The organism is Streptomyces sp. WM6378 (genome assembly GCF_001279695.1).
Taxonomy (GTDB): domain Bacteria; phylum Actinomycetota; class Actinomycetes; order Streptomycetales; family Streptomycetaceae; genus Streptomyces.
Genome location: NZ_LGDD01000352.1, coordinates 1 through 14,902, shown reverse-complemented (window position 1 = coordinate 14,902; position 14,902 = coordinate 1). Strand labels below are relative to the sequence as shown.

Genomic DNA, 14,902 nt, shown 5'->3' with positions numbered 1-14,902 from the left:
GCGGGGTCCTCGCACCACCTCAGAAGCGGTCACCTAGGCTGGCGCGGTGACTGATGAGCAGGAGCGGGTGCAGCCGTCGGGAGTGTGGGCCACGGCGGTGGGGGTGGCCAGGGTGCGGGCGCTGGAGAGCCAGCGGGAGAACGCGCTGTTCCGCGACCCCCTGGCACAGGCCTTCGCCACCGCCGGCGGCCTGTGGCCCGCCTCGCCACCGCCCGACGACGAGGCCGCGCGACGCCGCCGGCAGGCCGTGTCGTTCTCCATCGTCATCAGGACGAAGTTCCTCGACGACCTGTTGCGGCAGGCCTCCGCGTCCGGAGTACGGCAGGTCGTGCTGCTCGGCGCCGGCATGGACAGCCGGGCCTTCCGGATGGACTGGCCCGAGGGCACGACGCTGTTCGAGGTCGACACCGCCGAGCCACTGGACTTCAAGGCTTCGGTGCTGCGCCAGGAGCGGGCCGTCGCACGCTGCGAGCGGATCACCGTCCCGGTGGATCTCCGTGAGGACTGGCCGGCCGCGCTGACCGCCGCGGGGCACGACCCGGCGGCGCCGACCGTGTGGATCGCCGAAGGACTGCTGATCTATCTGCCCGAGGACGCGGTGGAGCTGCTGCTGGCCCGGATCAGCGCGCAGTCGGCGCCAGGCAGTCGGATGGGCCTGACATTGGGCTCGCGCGGCGTGATCGAACGCTTCGGCGCGGACGCCACGCCGGGATCAGCGGCGTCCATGTGGGTCTCGGAGATGCCCGACGACCCGGTGGACTGGCTGTCCGGGCACGGCTGGGAGGCCGAGGGCCACACCCTGCGCGACCGCGCGGCCGCCTACGGCCGCCCGATCAACACCCCGCCACAACACGAGGAGCGGCCCGGCGGACTGATCTCGGCGGTCCGGCGGTAGAGCGCCTCGGGGTTCCCCCTTCACCCCGAGGACCAGCAGTTCGCCGTGGAGGCGTCTGTAGCCCCAGTTGGGATTCTCCCGGGCCAGGCGCCGGGCCAGGACGCGAATCGAGTGCACGGTGCGCGGCCGACCTGGGCGCTTCGGGCGCGACACGACAGCGTGCACACGGATGGTCGGAGACAGGGTTGACCCCGTCCAGGCCTCGAACCGCGTGTTCTCTGCCCGCCATGCCGACCTGACTCCGCTCTCCGCCCCTCTCCGCAACCCCGACTTCTCCCACTGCCAGCCTGGTTGAGGTCGGCGTGCACACCAGCGGCCACACCGAGTGGTGCAGCAGCGATCACCTCTGGCATCCCGCGCACGCCAACGTGTCAGGCACGGGCAGCGCCTGTGAACGACAGGGCCGCCTCGCTGCACCACCGCACAGGACACGCCCCGACGCCCAGCCTCACCGACCTCCTCACACTGGCCGAAACACCTCGCCCCGTACGCCAACAGCCCACCTCTTGCGTTCGGAACTTGACGGAGGCTGCACATCTATTGACGTGAATCGTTCAGGAAATTTATGGTCCCAGGACCCTCGCAGGCGAACCAGCGTGACCAGAGTGACGGAGAACAATGACGTCGTACTCCCTCGGTGTGCGGCCGCGTGCCGCCCGGCTGACCGCAGTGCTGCTGGCCGGAGCGCTTCTCGCCTCCGTGCCGCCGGCGGCCTCGCAGCCGGTGCGGAACACCGCCGCCACGACCGCCGACTGCCCCGACAGCGACGGCTGGACGCTTGGCACCACCCGTATCGACGCGGCCGACACCCACCATGCCTTCGTCGGCAACGGCTACCTGGGGCAGCGCGTGCCGCCGAACGGTGCCGGATACGCCGACAGCACGGCCAAGACGGGCTGGCCACTGTTCACCCCGAGCTACGACGGCTCGTTCGTGTCCGGGCTCTACGCGCACAACAAGCAGACCGCCGGGGACCGGCAAGCCGTCGCCGCGCTGCCCACCTGGACCGCGCTCGCCGTCAGTACCGGTGGAGCACAGGGCGATACCTTCGACTCTTCGACGCCGTCCGGCCGGATCTCTCACTACCGTCAGTCGCTTCTCCTTCACTGCGGCGTGGTGCGTACGTCACTGACCTGGACGGCCACCGACGGCCGCCGGACCGACCTCGTGTACGAGGTGCTCGCCGACCGCGTCAACCCGCACGTGGGCGCCGTACGCATGAGCATGACGCCGCACTGGAGCGGCGAGGCGACCGTGACCGACACACTGGACGGGCGCGGCGCGCGGCGCATGAGCCAGACCGGCGGCGGTGACCGGACCAGCGGGCAGCGCGGCGACAGGGCCGCACCGACCATGGATGTGGCTTTCCGTACGGACGGCACGAACGTGGACGGAGCCGTCGCCTCCACCCTGCGCGCCGGACGCGGAGCGCACGGAGTTAGCGTCCAACAGGCCATGGAGCCAAAGAAAATGACGGCCCATCAGGCCTTTACCCTTCCGGTCCGGCGTGGGCAGTCGTACGACGTCACCAAGTACGTCGGCGTCGACACGTCTCTGACCTCGCGCGCGCCGCGCCGCGATGCCACCGTCGCCTCACAGCGTGCCGCCGGGGGTGGCTGGGATGCCCTGCTGCGCTCCCACACCGCCGCCTGGTCCCGGCTGTGGCGCAGCGACATCGAGGTGCCCGGACAGCCCGAGATGCAGTCGTGGGTGCGGTCCGCGCAGTACGGGCTGCTCTCCAACACCCGCGAGGGCGCGGCCAACAGCATTGCTCCGACGGGCCTGACCAGCGACAACTATGCGGGCCTCGTCTTTTGGGACGCCGAGACGTGGATGTACCCGGGCCTGCTCGCCACCCGGCCCGAACTCGCCAAGACCGTGGTCGACTATCGCTACCGGACCCTCGCAGGGGCTCGCGAGAATGCGCGCGAGCTCGGCTATCAAGGGCTCTTCTACCCCTGGAACAGCGGGAGTTCGGGCGACCTGGCCCAGGAGTGCCACAGCGTCGACCCGCCACACTGCCGCACCCAGATCCACCTCCAGTCCGACATCTCCCTGGCCACCTGGCAGTACTACCTGGCCACCAACGACACGAAGTGGCTGCGCGAGCGCGGCTGGCCGGTGCTGCAGGGCATCGCCGAATTCTGGGCGGGACGTGTCAGCCGCAACACGGACGGCAGCTACTCGATCAAGGACACGGCCGGGCCCGACGAATACAGCAACGGCGTCGACGACGCCGTCTTCACCAACGCCGGCGCCGTCACCGCCCTGCGCCACGCCATCCGCGCCGCCGAACTGCTCGGCCGGCAGGCCCCCACCGCGTGGAAGACGATCGCCGACCACGTCCGGATCCCGTACGACGAACGCAGCAAGGTCTTCCAGCAGTACGTCGGTTACCACGGCAGCACCATCAAGCAGGCCGACACGGTCCTGCTGATGTACCCGCTGGAATGGCCGATGCCCCAGGGTGCCGACGCCGCCACCCTGGACTACTACGCGCAGCGCACCGACCCGGACGGCCCGGCCATGACGGACTCGGTGCACGCCATCGACGCCGCCGGACTCGGCGAGCCGGGCTGCTCCACGTACACCTATCTCGAACGTTCCATCAAGCCGTTCGTCCGCGGCCCCTTCGACCAGTTCTCGGAGGCCCGCGGCGACAAGGCGGGCGCCCAGGACCCGCTGGCGGGCTCGCCCGCCCACGACTTCCTGACCGGCAAGGGCGGCTTCCTGCAGGTCTTCACCAACGGCCTGACCGGCATGCGGATGCGTGAGGACCGCCTCCACCTCGACCCGATGCTGCCCCCGCAGCTCGACCGCGGCGTCACCCTGCACGGCCTGACCTGGCAGGGACGCACCTACGACATCGAACTCGGCGCCCACAGCACCACCGTGCGGCTCACCGACGGCACCCCGATGACGCTCGACACTCCCCAGGGCGAGCGGATCGTCAGCAAGGGCTCCCCGGCCGTCCTCAAGACCCGCCGCCCCGACCTCATACCCACCACGAATGCGGCCCGCTGCACCACCGCCACGGCCTCCTCCGAACAACCCGGCATGTACGCGGGGGCCGCGCTCGACGGCAACGGGGCCACGGCCTGGGTCCCCGACGGCACGAGCGGCCGGCTGACAGCGGACCTCGCCAGGCCCGTCCGCGTCACGAAGGTCACCCCCACCTGGAACGGCACCGAACCCACCGCCTACAGCATCGAACTCTCCCTGGACGGGCATCACTGGCAGCCCGAGGCGGCGGGTGCTGCGCGACTCACCCGGTACGTACGGGTGACGGTGCGAGGCGACGCCGAGGCCAAGCAGCACCCGGGCATCGCGGAACTGGCCGTGAACTAGGGCCTGTCCGATAGGTCGAGCCCTAGCCCAAGTCCAGCTCGCCGACTGTTTGGCCTCCGCTGGTCTCACCACCGCAGCGGCAGGTCTCGCCAGGGGATACCGGTCCGCTGACGGAAGGGAATGCCGTTGAGCACCCTGCGGTGACTCTTTCAACGCCCGCCCCGCCCCACGTTCTTCGGCAGGTGTGGTTCCAACCGGGTCCACTCTGTATCCGACAGTTTGCCCCGCCTCACGCAGGCTGATCACTGCCCAGTCACACGAGCCGATGGACAGTGCTTAGTCCGTTACTTCCTGAGCACGATGGCGTAGACACACGGTGCGGGACGGCAGGGGCACTCGTTGACAAGGCTGCCCATGTCCCCCTGTACACAAAGACGGCACGACGGGCCGGAGGCTGACGGCGGGATCGTTCCGCTGCTCTGCGGTCTCTTGCCGGCATGGCTTGCACAGGTTGTCGTCCAGCGCTTTTCCGGTGAGGAAGATGCGGCACCCGCAGGCGGCACAGTCAGTGCGTGGCAACCTGTCGATCCGACGGGTAGCGGTGGTCGGCACGGGACGGCTGTCGACGGGACGAGGGTCCTCAGAGACCCAGAGGTCTACGTCGTGATGTGTGTGCTCGGGGTCGCTTTGGTGCGCCAGTACCGGCTTGAGTTGCCGGGCGGCGCGGTTGTCGGCGACGACCTCCTCGCACACCGCGCAGGCGGCGCCGGTCGACCACATCGTTCCGGCCTCGCAGTCCAGATGCCCGCAGCCCCATCTCGGCAGTGCCACTCCGAGCAGCCAGCGTCCGGGGTCGCGGATCTCGTCAGGAATGATGCTGGCGAAGCGAACCGTGAGGCGATGGTGGAGTCGCGCGGGCTCCATGCCGTCGCGTAGCTGGCGGCCGACTTCCCGGGCGATCTGACGTACCAGGAAGGTGTTGTTCACCCGCTGCAGTAGCCAGTGCACGGGTTCGAGCACTGCGTAGATCTGTGGGCTGAGAGTGAGTTGGGGCCCGGTGTAGGGCCGGTCCTCTCCCCCGGCGGAACGGGAGGGTTCGGTGTGCGCTGGTGCTGGAGGAGGGGAGTGCTTGTCATCCGCGCGGAGCGCGAGCTCGTCAGCAAGCGGGGCGCCGAGGTTTTCGGCAGGCTGGGCCGCCGGTACTACCCGAGTCTCGCCTACGGCGGGTGGGGAAGTACGGCGCTCGTTCTCGGGTCGGACAGTCTTGTGGTCTTCCTTGAACGCGAGCGATCCCCCATGAACCAGGGAACCCGATCCTTCACCAAGACGGGCAGTCGGCACGTTCTGAGGGGGCTCGCCCGGTGCGCTTGGGGAGGTGCTGTGGCGTGTCGCAGGACCAGGCTTGGCGGTGGCGGAGGGCGGGATCTCGTGGGCGAGATAGTGATTGCGGCCCTGTCCCCCGGCCCGGCGCTGGACGGTGACCCAGCCTGTGGCCTCCAGCTCGTCGACGATGCTCGCAGCTGCCGTTGCGGTGATGGGCTGTCCGGCACGCTTTCCTGAGTAGTGACGCAGGAACCCTGCGAGCTCGGTGAGCGTCAGGGGGATGCGCTGTGCCTGGCTGTACAGCAGTACCGCGTACATACGCAGTTGACGGGGCGTCAGGTCTTCGCAGGCGGCGACCGGCAGCCACACGAATCGCTCGGTGGGGGGCATGGGCCGGACTCGGCGGCGTGCGGTGGTGCCGGTGCCGCCGGGCAGGGAGCGGCGGGTGTTCTCGGGCAGTTCGGTTTGGCCGTCGGGGCGGGGGCTTCGCAGTTGTGCCAGGCCCCGCTCGACGGACGAGGTGGACATGCCCAGGTATGAGGCCAGTGTGGTGGCCCCGGCGGTGCAGCCCTCCGGCCGCTGGCCGAGTGCCTTGACCTTCATGTAGACGGACAGCGCGATGTCGGCGTAGAAGGCGGACTCGACCAAGGTCCAGGGCACCCGAACGCGCTGACGCCGTTCGGGCTTGGCTTCCTGGGAGAGGCAAGGGGCGGGAAGGTCGGCGCCGTCCTGAGCACCGGGGTGGGCAGGTGCGAGGGGATGGGGCGAGGCCGGGCCAGGTTGAGGCAACACTGAACCAGCCCTCGTGCTGGTGGCGATGATGTGCTCCTAGCAGAGGGAAAGAGGCAATACGCCATCGCCGTTCGGCAGCGGGAGTTGTCGAACGCGGGGCGGGATGGAGTTAGGAGAAGGGGGTGGCGGTCACCTCACGGGCGTTGTGGGCTGGTTGGCCGAGCGGGGCCGGCGGGCGCCGGGAGAGCTCGCCGGATGCCGGTGGATGGCGGGCCTGACGTTCAGGCGGATGCCTTGGCGTGCAGATTGCGCCGACGGCGGGGAGGTAGGGCGTTTATGGCGTCGGGAAGCTCGCAGATCCACAGACCGATGGGGATGCGGAACGCGGCGCGTCCGTCGAGGTGCTTGAGGTCGAAAGCGGCGCGTTCGGCAGGTGTGGTGACCAGGTAGACGGAGTCCTCAAGGACCCACAGCGCGGTCTCGCGCGTGGTGAGCGGGTCGTCCACTGCCTGGCGTGCCGCCTCCACCGCGCTGGACTGCCACAGCTCAAGGTCCTGGCGGGCGCTGCGGGGGCGGCGGTTGCCGGGCCACACGATCTGGGAGACGAACGCATAGACGCGCAGGGCGACGACGGCGTCCTCGAAATGGGGCTCGTGCAGGATGCCTTGGCCGCGTGCCTTCCAGGCCCAGGATTCGCTCAGACCGGCGGCTGTTGCGACCGCACTGGCGCTGAGCTGGTCGTTTGTCACCGACATGGCCATCACTCCAGGAATACAAGGGTGGATCGTGATGGCTACGTTACCCGAAATCTCTCAGCGTTCCTCCTGTCACTAGAGAATCTGCGTGTCGCCGTTCGGTCAGAAACCCGCCACTCCCCCATATTTGACGGTCATTCAGTGACTCGCAGCCTCGTTAGCTCGTCTTCATGCTCTTGTGTCAGATGGTTAGTCAGTCCGTGGGTAACGCAGATCGTTCGTCAGACAGTTCGTCAGTCAGTCAGTTACAGGGCAACATGCAGGGAGATACTCATAGCAACATCCATCGGGATATCCGCAGATGAAGATGTGGGTGTGGCCCGCGCGGAAGCGCGGGCCACACCCACATCTACAAGGCCGCCCCGAGGCGGCCGACACCGCTACGAGGACGTCGGGCGCTGCACTTTCGTCCGACGCTCAGGACGCTGCAACTCCCCCTCGGCGTCCAACGCCTGGAGCAGGCTCTCCAGGGCGGCGGAGACCACGTACAGTCCCCGCCGCCCGTAGTCCGCCTCCTGGAGCCCCTGATTGAGGGTGGAGACCAAGGCATGGGCAAGAGGTCCCACCCGGTACGTCGACTGCTTTCCGGCCTCCACCACGCCCATGCGGTCGTCCAGGAAAGCCTGCGCCATCTCGATCTGGGAGTCGACGTCCTCGGGGATGTGCCGCAGCGCGGCATCGAGGTAGTGCCCCTGCCCCAGCATGGTGTTCCCCGACGTGCGACGGTCGCTCTTGAGTCGTTCCTTGAGATCCGCCAGCACCTCTGGATCGAGCCGGAAGCCGTAGCTCGTCCACGTCTCGGAGCGGATTTTCGCGTTGGCGAAGCTCTCGTGGACGGCCCCATGGGCCCAGGGCTTGCCGGGCCGCGGCCGACTCCGCTGAGCCGACGCCTCCTCCCCCGCACTGGAGACATCCCGCCGAGCGTGCTCGGGCGCCGACGCGGCTTCCGCTTTGGGCTCGGGGGCAGACTTGCGCGTCTCGGCCTTAGGAGCGGCAGGGGGCGCGCTTGCGGCGGCTGACGGTGCCTCTGCGGGCAGAGCGGTCCTGCGAGCCTTACGAGACTCGCCCGAACCGGCAACAGCCGCATCAACCGGGCCTGTCGCTGGACCCGGAGCCTTGGTTCCCGCCACCGTGGGAGCTGCCGCCGCCGTCTCGCCCGGTTGCGACGGCACCGACGCCGGCTTGGCCGGCGGCAGAGCCGGGGACAAGACCGGCGGCGAGGCGGACGGCGCAGCCGGAGCCGACCGGGCCGGAGCCTCCGACTCACGGTTCGCCCCCCCGAGGAAGGACCGCTCCGCGACCTGATCGGCGCCCGCCAGCAGACCCGCTACCAACGACGTACCGCCGGCCTTGAAGTGACCGGGAGCCTTCTTCTTGGGCTTGGCCGCTGCCCTGCGCGGCGTCGGCGATGCCTCGTCGTTCGCGCTACTCAACGGAGTCCTCCAGCTCGATCGGCTCCGGAGTTTCCCACTTCTGAGCCGGCTGCTGGATGCGCTCCAGAATCTGCGTCATCAGCTGCCCATACAGCTTGCCGGGCGCATGACTGGCAAACCGAACGGCCGCCGGCACCCCGTAGGCGAAGGAATCAGAGATCCGGTTGTCGATGCGGATGTCCGTCATGAACGGCTGGAGGTCCGCATCCAACATGCCGTTGCGGATGTTGACTTCCTGGGCCTTCCACTTCGACGGTGGATTCGAACGGTTCAGCACCGCGCCCAGATACTGCGGATCGCACTCGCCGCCCGTACGGTCCTTCACGTACGCCACCGTGCCCCGCGTCGCAGCCGCACCCTTGAGAGCCGGATACTCAGGGACACACACCGTCACCACGTAATCGGCGGCAGCCAGCGCGGTAGCCGACAGCGAGGACACCGCAGGCGGGGTGTCGATCACAACGAAGTCGAAGAGGTCGGCCACCTCAAGCAGCATGCGCCGCACAATCGGAGTGGCGTGATAGCCCTTGCGGTGAATGAGGTCCTGAGCCGACGTCATCGTCGATTCCTCACTCGCCAGGAGATGCAGGGTGCCCGCATCCTCCCACTCGGACAGAAGCTCACTGCGGTCGTACCAGGCAGTCGCCAGATCCAGCGGCATGCCCTGCAAACGTCCCTGAAGCACCCAGCCAAGGGAACGGGCCAGCTGCTCCCCGTCGGAGAGGTTGACTCCGAGAGCGGTACCGGCCTGAGCCTGCGGGTCCAGGTCGACGACCAGCACGCGAGCGCCGGCCAGAGCCAGACTGGCGCCCAAATTCACGGTAGTGCTGGTCTTGCCGACCCCTCCCTTCTGGGTTGCGACGGCGATGACCTTCATCGCGACTACCGCCTCTCTGCCTCACGGCTGTTCCTACCGGGTCTGTTTGTACCCGTAACACCAGGCCAAAGGGCCATTTCTGGCTGAGGCCGACAGGAGGGAGGGGCCGTTTATGTCCCTTTACTTCCTGCCTGTCGCTCAACGGAGAGCGGCCAGTGATCTAGTGACACGGGATCATTGAGGCCGACGATAACAGGATCTCTCTACCGCCCGTGAGGCGGCGCGCTGAACCGCGTGCAACGCGAGACGGCTGACGCCACGTCACCGGAACGGCACAGCACGCCCGCAGGCGTCCGCAGGACGGCCCGAACCGCAGGTCACCGCGACGAACCACGGGTCCGCCACCCCACTCGGACCAGCCCGCGGTCGTCCGCGCGAGTGTCAGCAACGCCCACCGCTCCTCCGGCAACGAGCGGATCTGTCAACGAGTACGTCAGACAGATAGCACGGGCGACCGTCAGACGGCTCGTCAGCTCTCGTGGCAGTAAGCACGTCAACTTGTCAGTCAGTCGGCCAGGCAGCATGCGAGACACCTCGTCAGTTCGCAACCGGGACGGCGAGCAAGGCAGACCGACCGACAGCAAGCAACCTGAAAAGGTGGAGTGTGCGTCAGTTCGTAGATCAGTACGTCCGTCAGCACGCAAGTCAGGTAGCTGGCAAGCGCGCTGGTCCGTCAGTTCGCGCGCAACGCAGGTCGTAAGCGAGACCGTAAGAAAGCACGCTAGACGGCTCGCTGGGCAGACCGTAGGGCAGATCGTTCGTCGGTCGGTAAGCAACGTGGCACGTTAGCAAGCAACCTAGACCGTCAGGTAGAGGGTAAGCAACATGGCAAGGTAGATAGCTAGTTATAGCGCAACAGGAGTACGCACACTAAACGTTGCAGAAGCTGTGACAGAACTCGTTATTTAGATCGCTGCATTCATCGTTATATTCATCCGAACCCCTATCGGGCTGCAGATAAGTCCATAGAACGTTACTGTCATGACGACAGCCATAGTCGCATCAATCAAGACATCGATCGAGACATCAATCGTTATACCTGCAGGTCGAGGCCCTTCTGACGGAGAGCAGCAGAAGAGATGACCTCAGTCTGCGTAAAGCCGAAGCACAGCACGGCGTGGCTGATTTCGACAGGGAAGTGCTGGTCGCGCACGCTCTCAGAGACCTCTTTGCCGCCAGACGCTCAAACCGGCCACGCCCCGCCGACCGTCAGCGGCCTCGGCACGCCGCTCTCCAGACAGCTCGTGCCGTCCAACGTCGACCGGCCGGCCATCCAACGGCGGACTTCAAACTGACGGCTCACGAAGCTACCTAAGACAGCCAATCGAATCGCATCGTTCATCGGCAGCTACCGATGCGCGAGGAAAACAGGCCTCGGCAGCTCCGACAGCAACCCCTACGTGACGCAATGTCGTTCGCAACGATTTACGCGAAGCACCGCTTCGTGCCAAGAGATGGTGCGACACCCACCCTTCGGCGTCATCGAGAGCGACCGTCCCAGAGACCTTCATCTCCACGAACGGCACCGCTGTCCCGCCTATCTGTCTGCACACAACCCGGCAATGAACAGAGCCGGATCCGTTCACGGGGGAGTGGCTGGGCACCATGCTCGTGCAGACATACACCCGCCGCCCGTGCGCACATCGCATATAAAGGGGCGTCTGCCCAGGGCATCCGGCGAACGGAGATGGCGTCCAGATCTTCCCCAACCTCGACGCCCTCGAACGCCTCACCACCGCCGTCCTTTTCGAGAAGCACGACGAGTGGATCGCCTTCCCCTGCAGCTACCTCCCCAAAGTCGGGATGGACTCGATCCACCCCCAGACAGACGATCAACTCGACGCGGTGACACCACCACAGGGCACATGACCAACGAGTCAGGGGCCAGGAGCCACCGCGTGGGTATACCGCGGTATACCAACCTCGGCAGAGGACGGACCGTCAAACCCGCGTCAGGCGCTCCCCGATGACACCGTGGGCGAGAAGCCTGCTTCCCCGCACGCCCGGCTGGCCGTTTGAAGGGGCGGTACAAATGTCCCTTTCGGCTATCTGTCATGCTGTCCCAGTCCGAGTACCGAGAATCTCTCGGGAAGCACACGGAAACGGAGCATCATGGCTTCCTCCATCCTTGTCGTATCCACCGACCCTCAAGGGTCAACCGTCTGGTGGGCAGACCGGATCGACAATCTCCCCTTCGACTTCGCGACGGCCCATGAGGACCCCGCCAGTCTCGCCGCGCTGAAGAACCTGGGCGCCCAGATCCACGTCATCGCCAACCAGAAGGGTGGGGTCGGAAAGACCACCACCACCGTCAACCTGGCAGCCGTCGCCCACGATGTCCTGGGCGACACCGAGCAGCGAATGCACGTCTTCATCGACACCCCCGGCAGCCTTGAGAACGAGCACATCCTGGCTGCGGCCCTGGACATCGCCGACGACGTCCTCGTCCCGCTGCCGCCCGAGCCGCTCGCCTTCGACCCGACGGCCCGCACCATCAGCAAGGTCATCGAACCGCGCGGACTGCCGTACAAGGTCGTCATCAACGCCTGGGATCCCCGTGACGGCAGGGCCGACCGGGACGACACCATCGGGTACATCGACGCCAAGGGCTGGCCGCGTGCGAACACGGTGATCCGCCGCTACAAAATCCACACTCGTGCGGCGGCCGAGGGCAAGGTCGTTACCCAGTACGCCGACAACGGCACCACCCTGCGAGCCCGTGAGGACTACTTCCGCCTCGCCCTGGAGCTCGGATACGGAGGCCGTCGCTGATGGCCGGCCAGCGCGTCAGCCTCGCAGGACTGGCCACCGAAACCGTCGAATCCGTTCCCGGCCGCAGCCGCCCCACCCTGGTCCACCTCCCGCCCGACCAGGTTGTCGCCACTCCGCTCAACCCGCGCCAGGACTTCAGCGAGGAGAGTCTGCGCGAACTCGGCGAGAGCATGCGCCAAGGGCAGCTCCAGCCCTGCGTCGGCGTCACCCGTGCCGCATACGTGAAGCTCTTCCCCGAACACGCCGACCAACTGCCGCACTGCCGCATCGTCATGGCTGCCGGCGAACGCCGCTGGCGTGCAGCGCAGCAGGTCGGACTGCCCACCCTCGACGTCCACATCCGCGAGGACATCGCCGAGTCGCGTGTCCGGTTCCTTGCCGCGGTACTCACCGAAAACGTCGAGCGCTCCAACTTCAACTACATCGAGGAAGCCATCGGCCTCCAGCGCATGCTGGACATGACCTTCAACCAGCAGGTTGAAGCAGCCGCAGCCCTCGGCAAGTCCAAGCAGTGGTTCAACCAGCGCATCGGCCTGCTGCGCCTCACCGAGCCGATGCGTGGCCTCGTCACCACGGGAAAGCTCACGGCGTTCCGCGACATGCGGCGCTACTCGGCACTGCCCGCAGACGAGCAGATGGCGGCGTGGCACGCCGACCAGAGGAAGAAGGCCGAGCCGAAGCCGAATCCTGCAGTTGAGGTGTCGACGGAGCAGCAGGGCCACTCGGCGACTGCGTCGGCCGGGGGACCGGCCAACGGGTATACCGCGGTATACCCACCCGCCGCCCCGGAGCGCGAGGCCACCGCAAGTGCTCCGCTGGTGGTCGGCCAGCAACGAAGCCCTGCTGAGCCGCACATGGAGAAGGCGCCACATGCGGGGGAGCAGACGGCTTCTGGGTATACCGCGGTATACCCAGAGCAGGCGGCCAGGCTCCAGGATGCGGATGGCGCGGAGTCGCCCGTCGGCGAGCTCCCTGAGCCCGGAGATGAGGATGAGACTTCCGGGCCTGCTTCGCTGACGAAGAAGCCGCCGGTGAAGATGCCCTGGTCCGATCCGCAAGCAGTGGCCCAGATCGTCATCGCCAAGATGACGCCCGCCGACCGTAGTCGTCTGTGCGAGCTGCTGGCGGCTCAGACAGAGCGGGAGCAGCAGGGCAGGAAGCTGCACACTGCTTGAGTCGCGCGCCTGGGGCCCCGTTTCGCTGTCACCTAATCCGCGACAGGGAGACGGGGCCGCTGTCGTTTTGCTTCGTGCAAGTTGATCGCGCTCGGGCATTTCTTGCAAAGCATCAGAAAAACGACCGACAAAATGGTGTCGTAGAGCGTCGAACGTGAGGCTGCCGGTGTGGTGGGACCTTCCGAGGCTGCGAGGCGACGAGGGAGTCGTACAGCGCTTTCAGTCTCGTTGAGGCTGTTCCTTGGCTTGCATATCTGGTCTGCCAGCTACCCGACCACAACGGCCGTGATTGATCTGGCCATAACCGGCCACCACTTGGTCCGCGCCCACCGCCAAGACCACCGACAGTTTCGGGGCGAGCATTCGGGCCCGGTTGCCCGGGACACCAGCAGCTGATCTCTGCACCGGTGGGCGGCCATTCAAGGGTGGCTGCCCACCGGTGCAGAGCCCTCGGCGGGCAGTCAACCCACATTCCGCGACACGGTCCTGTGACCCGCAAGACGGACTGTCCCGGCTCTGTGAGCGGGTACTTGAGTCGAAGAGGCCCCGGAACAAGATCGCGCTGTCCCCGCCGGCCATCCTCCGGCTACACGGTGAGCTGGGTCTGGGGTGTTGCCGGGTTTCGGGGGTCTTGGCGCCAGGTAGAGGGCGCCCGGCACCCACGGGGACCCCGTCTCGAGATAGAGCTGTTCCAGCCCGGCGGCCTGGACGGCGAGTACGGTCACCCGGTGCGTGTGGACGTGGTCGGGGCGGCCGGTCAGCCCGCCGTACGCGTCGTGCGTGACGACGATGTCCGGACGCAACTCCCGGATCTGCGCGACGAGATGACCCACAGTCTCATCCAGCGGCGCCTCGACCACCGGGCACACCCTGGCGCCGACTGCGGTGCGCGCGCATCGGCATAGCCGAGCATTCGCGGTTCACCCGCGCCAAGGATGTACAGCGCCTGGGCCAGCTCCTTAGCGCGGTGCGTGTCTGACAAATCCGTTGTTGATCACTAGATGGGCAAGGCGTTGACGTGGTGGTCTGGTGGTCGGTGCGGGATTTGGCTTGGGCTGCGGGTGCGGCGGGGACGGGCGCCGTCGTCCCGTCCTCGAGGAGCGCGGCCGGGTCGGCGTAGTGCCGCTGCCGGTCCGCCGTCCACCCCGGCACTGCCGGATTCCTTCTTGGCGGAGCCAGCCCTTACTCTTCCCGGCGGCAGACGATGGCGTTCGGGGACTGGTTCCGGCAGGTGAGCCGGCTCCCGGGGCCGATGAGATGCGAGAGGGGCGGTGCGAGGTCCCGCTCGCAGGACAAGGCCGGGCCGTCATCGGGCTCGGCGTTCGCCTCCTGGCAGACCCTGTCGATGACGCTGCTGCTGTCGACCTTCGGGCCGGGCGGAGGCGGGTCCGCGGAAGCCGACGGGGCGAGCAGGCCCAGGGCGAGCACTGATGCGGTGAGCAGCGCTGCTACCTGGGCGCGGGTCGGCCTCAGGGTCCGTTGCGGCATGACTGTCCTTTCGACTGGTTCATACGGATTTCATGCGAAGCAAGGCCATGATCGACGGCAGTGGCGTCGTGCGGGCATGGACACGCTCGGTGCGTTCGCGTGAACTCCGGGGCGAGCGATGTCCACGTCGTCCTCGGCACCGAGGACGGCTGACCCGGCGGCCG

The 14,902-nt window shown here is 67.3% G+C and carries 9 protein-coding genes and 2 pseudogenes; 4 read left to right on the top strand and 7 right to left on the bottom strand.

What is annotated here, in order from left to right:
- Window positions 1–46: 46 nt before the first annotated feature.
- Window positions 47–895 carry a class I SAM-dependent methyltransferase gene (locus ADK54_RS41410; RefSeq protein ID WP_107090755.1) on the top strand — a complete coding sequence of 283 codons (849 nt, stop codon included), beginning with the start codon at window positions 47–49 and terminating at the stop codon, window positions 893–895.
- Window positions 896–1,513: 618 nt separating this feature from the next.
- Complete coding sequence (locus ADK54_RS41405; protein ID WP_053731030.1) at window positions 1,514–4,243, top strand: discoidin domain-containing protein; 2,730 nt, start codon at window positions 1,514–1,516, stop codon at window positions 4,241–4,243.
- A 68-nt stretch (window positions 4,244–4,311) separates the two neighbouring features.
- On the opposite strand, the pseudogene ADK54_RS47075 reads toward ADK54_RS41405, so the two are convergent.
- The 5 genes and pseudogenes from ADK54_RS47075 to ADK54_RS41385 all read right to left on the bottom strand — a co-directional run.
- Window positions 4,312–4,476 (bottom strand): annotated as a pseudogene (locus tag ADK54_RS47075) (transposase); the annotation flags it as partial.
- A gap of 43 nt (window positions 4,477–4,519) precedes the next feature.
- Complete coding sequence (locus ADK54_RS41400) at window positions 4,520–6,154, bottom strand: hypothetical protein (protein WP_234392427.1); 1,635 nt, start codon at window positions 6,152–6,154, stop codon at window positions 4,520–4,522.
- Between the two features lie 365 nt (window positions 6,155–6,519).
- The gene (locus ADK54_RS41395; protein WP_053731029.1) at window positions 6,520–6,993 is read right to left on the bottom strand and encodes a hypothetical protein; all 474 of its coding nucleotides are present in this window, start codon (window positions 6,991–6,993) and stop codon (window positions 6,520–6,522) included.
- A 380-nt stretch (window positions 6,994–7,373) separates the two neighbouring features.
- Window positions 7,374–7,754 carry a hypothetical protein gene (locus tag ADK54_RS41390; protein WP_053731028.1) on the bottom strand — a complete coding sequence of 127 codons (381 nt, stop codon included), beginning with the start codon at window positions 7,752–7,754 and terminating at the stop codon, window positions 7,374–7,376.
- Window positions 7,755–8,418: 664 nt separating this feature from the next.
- On the bottom strand, window positions 8,419–9,303 hold the full coding sequence (locus ADK54_RS41385) for a ParA family protein (protein ID WP_053731027.1): 885 nt from the start codon (window positions 9,301–9,303) through the stop codon (window positions 8,419–8,421).
- A 2,112-nt stretch (window positions 9,304–11,415) separates the two neighbouring features.
- Between ADK54_RS41385 and ADK54_RS48105 the strand changes: the two genes are divergently transcribed.
- Both ADK54_RS48105 and ADK54_RS41375 read left to right on the top strand, forming a co-directional pair.
- A complete protein-coding gene (locus ADK54_RS48105; RefSeq protein ID WP_053731026.1) occupies window positions 11,416–12,075 on the top strand; it encodes a ParA family protein in 660 nt (219 codons plus the stop codon).
- Complete coding sequence (locus ADK54_RS41375; protein ID WP_053731025.1) at window positions 12,075–13,250, top strand: ParB/RepB/Spo0J family partition protein; 1,176 nt, start codon at window positions 12,075–12,077, stop codon at window positions 13,248–13,250. The genes ADK54_RS48105 and ADK54_RS41375 overlap by 1 nt, the downstream gene beginning before the upstream one ends.
- Before the next feature lie 626 nt (window positions 13,251–13,876).
- On the opposite strand, the pseudogene ADK54_RS48100 reads toward ADK54_RS41375, so the two are convergent.
- Window positions 13,877–14,226, bottom strand: a pseudogene (locus ADK54_RS48100) (PIG-L deacetylase family protein); the annotation flags it as partial.
- A 206-nt stretch (window positions 14,227–14,432) separates the two neighbouring features.
- Window positions 14,433–14,738, bottom strand: a complete 306-nt coding sequence (locus tag ADK54_RS41370) for a hypothetical protein (RefSeq protein WP_053731024.1) — start codon at window positions 14,736–14,738, stop codon at window positions 14,433–14,435.
- Window positions 14,739–14,902: the final 164 nt, after the last annotated feature.

Coding starts and splice junctions, on each gene's coding strand:
- ADK54_RS41405 (WP_053731030.1), top strand. CDS start 1,514: ATGACGTCGTACTCCCTCGGTGTGCGGCCGCGTGCCGCCCGGCTGACC.
- ADK54_RS41395 (WP_053731029.1), bottom strand. CDS start 6,993: ATGTCGGTGACAAACGACCAGCTCAGCGCCAGTGCGGTCGCAACAGCC.
- ADK54_RS41385 (WP_053731027.1), bottom strand. CDS start 9,303: ATGAAGGTCATCGCCGTCGCAACCCAGAAGGGAGGGGTCGGCAAGACC.
- ADK54_RS48105 (WP_053731026.1), top strand. CDS start 11,416: ATGGCTTCCTCCATCCTTGTCGTATCCACCGACCCTCAAGGGTCAACC.
- ADK54_RS41375 (WP_053731025.1), top strand. CDS start 12,075: ATGGCCGGCCAGCGCGTCAGCCTCGCAGGACTGGCCACCGAAACCGTC.
- ADK54_RS41370 (WP_053731024.1), bottom strand. CDS start 14,738: ATGCCGCAACGGACCCTGAGGCCGACCCGCGCCCAGGTAGCAGCGCTG.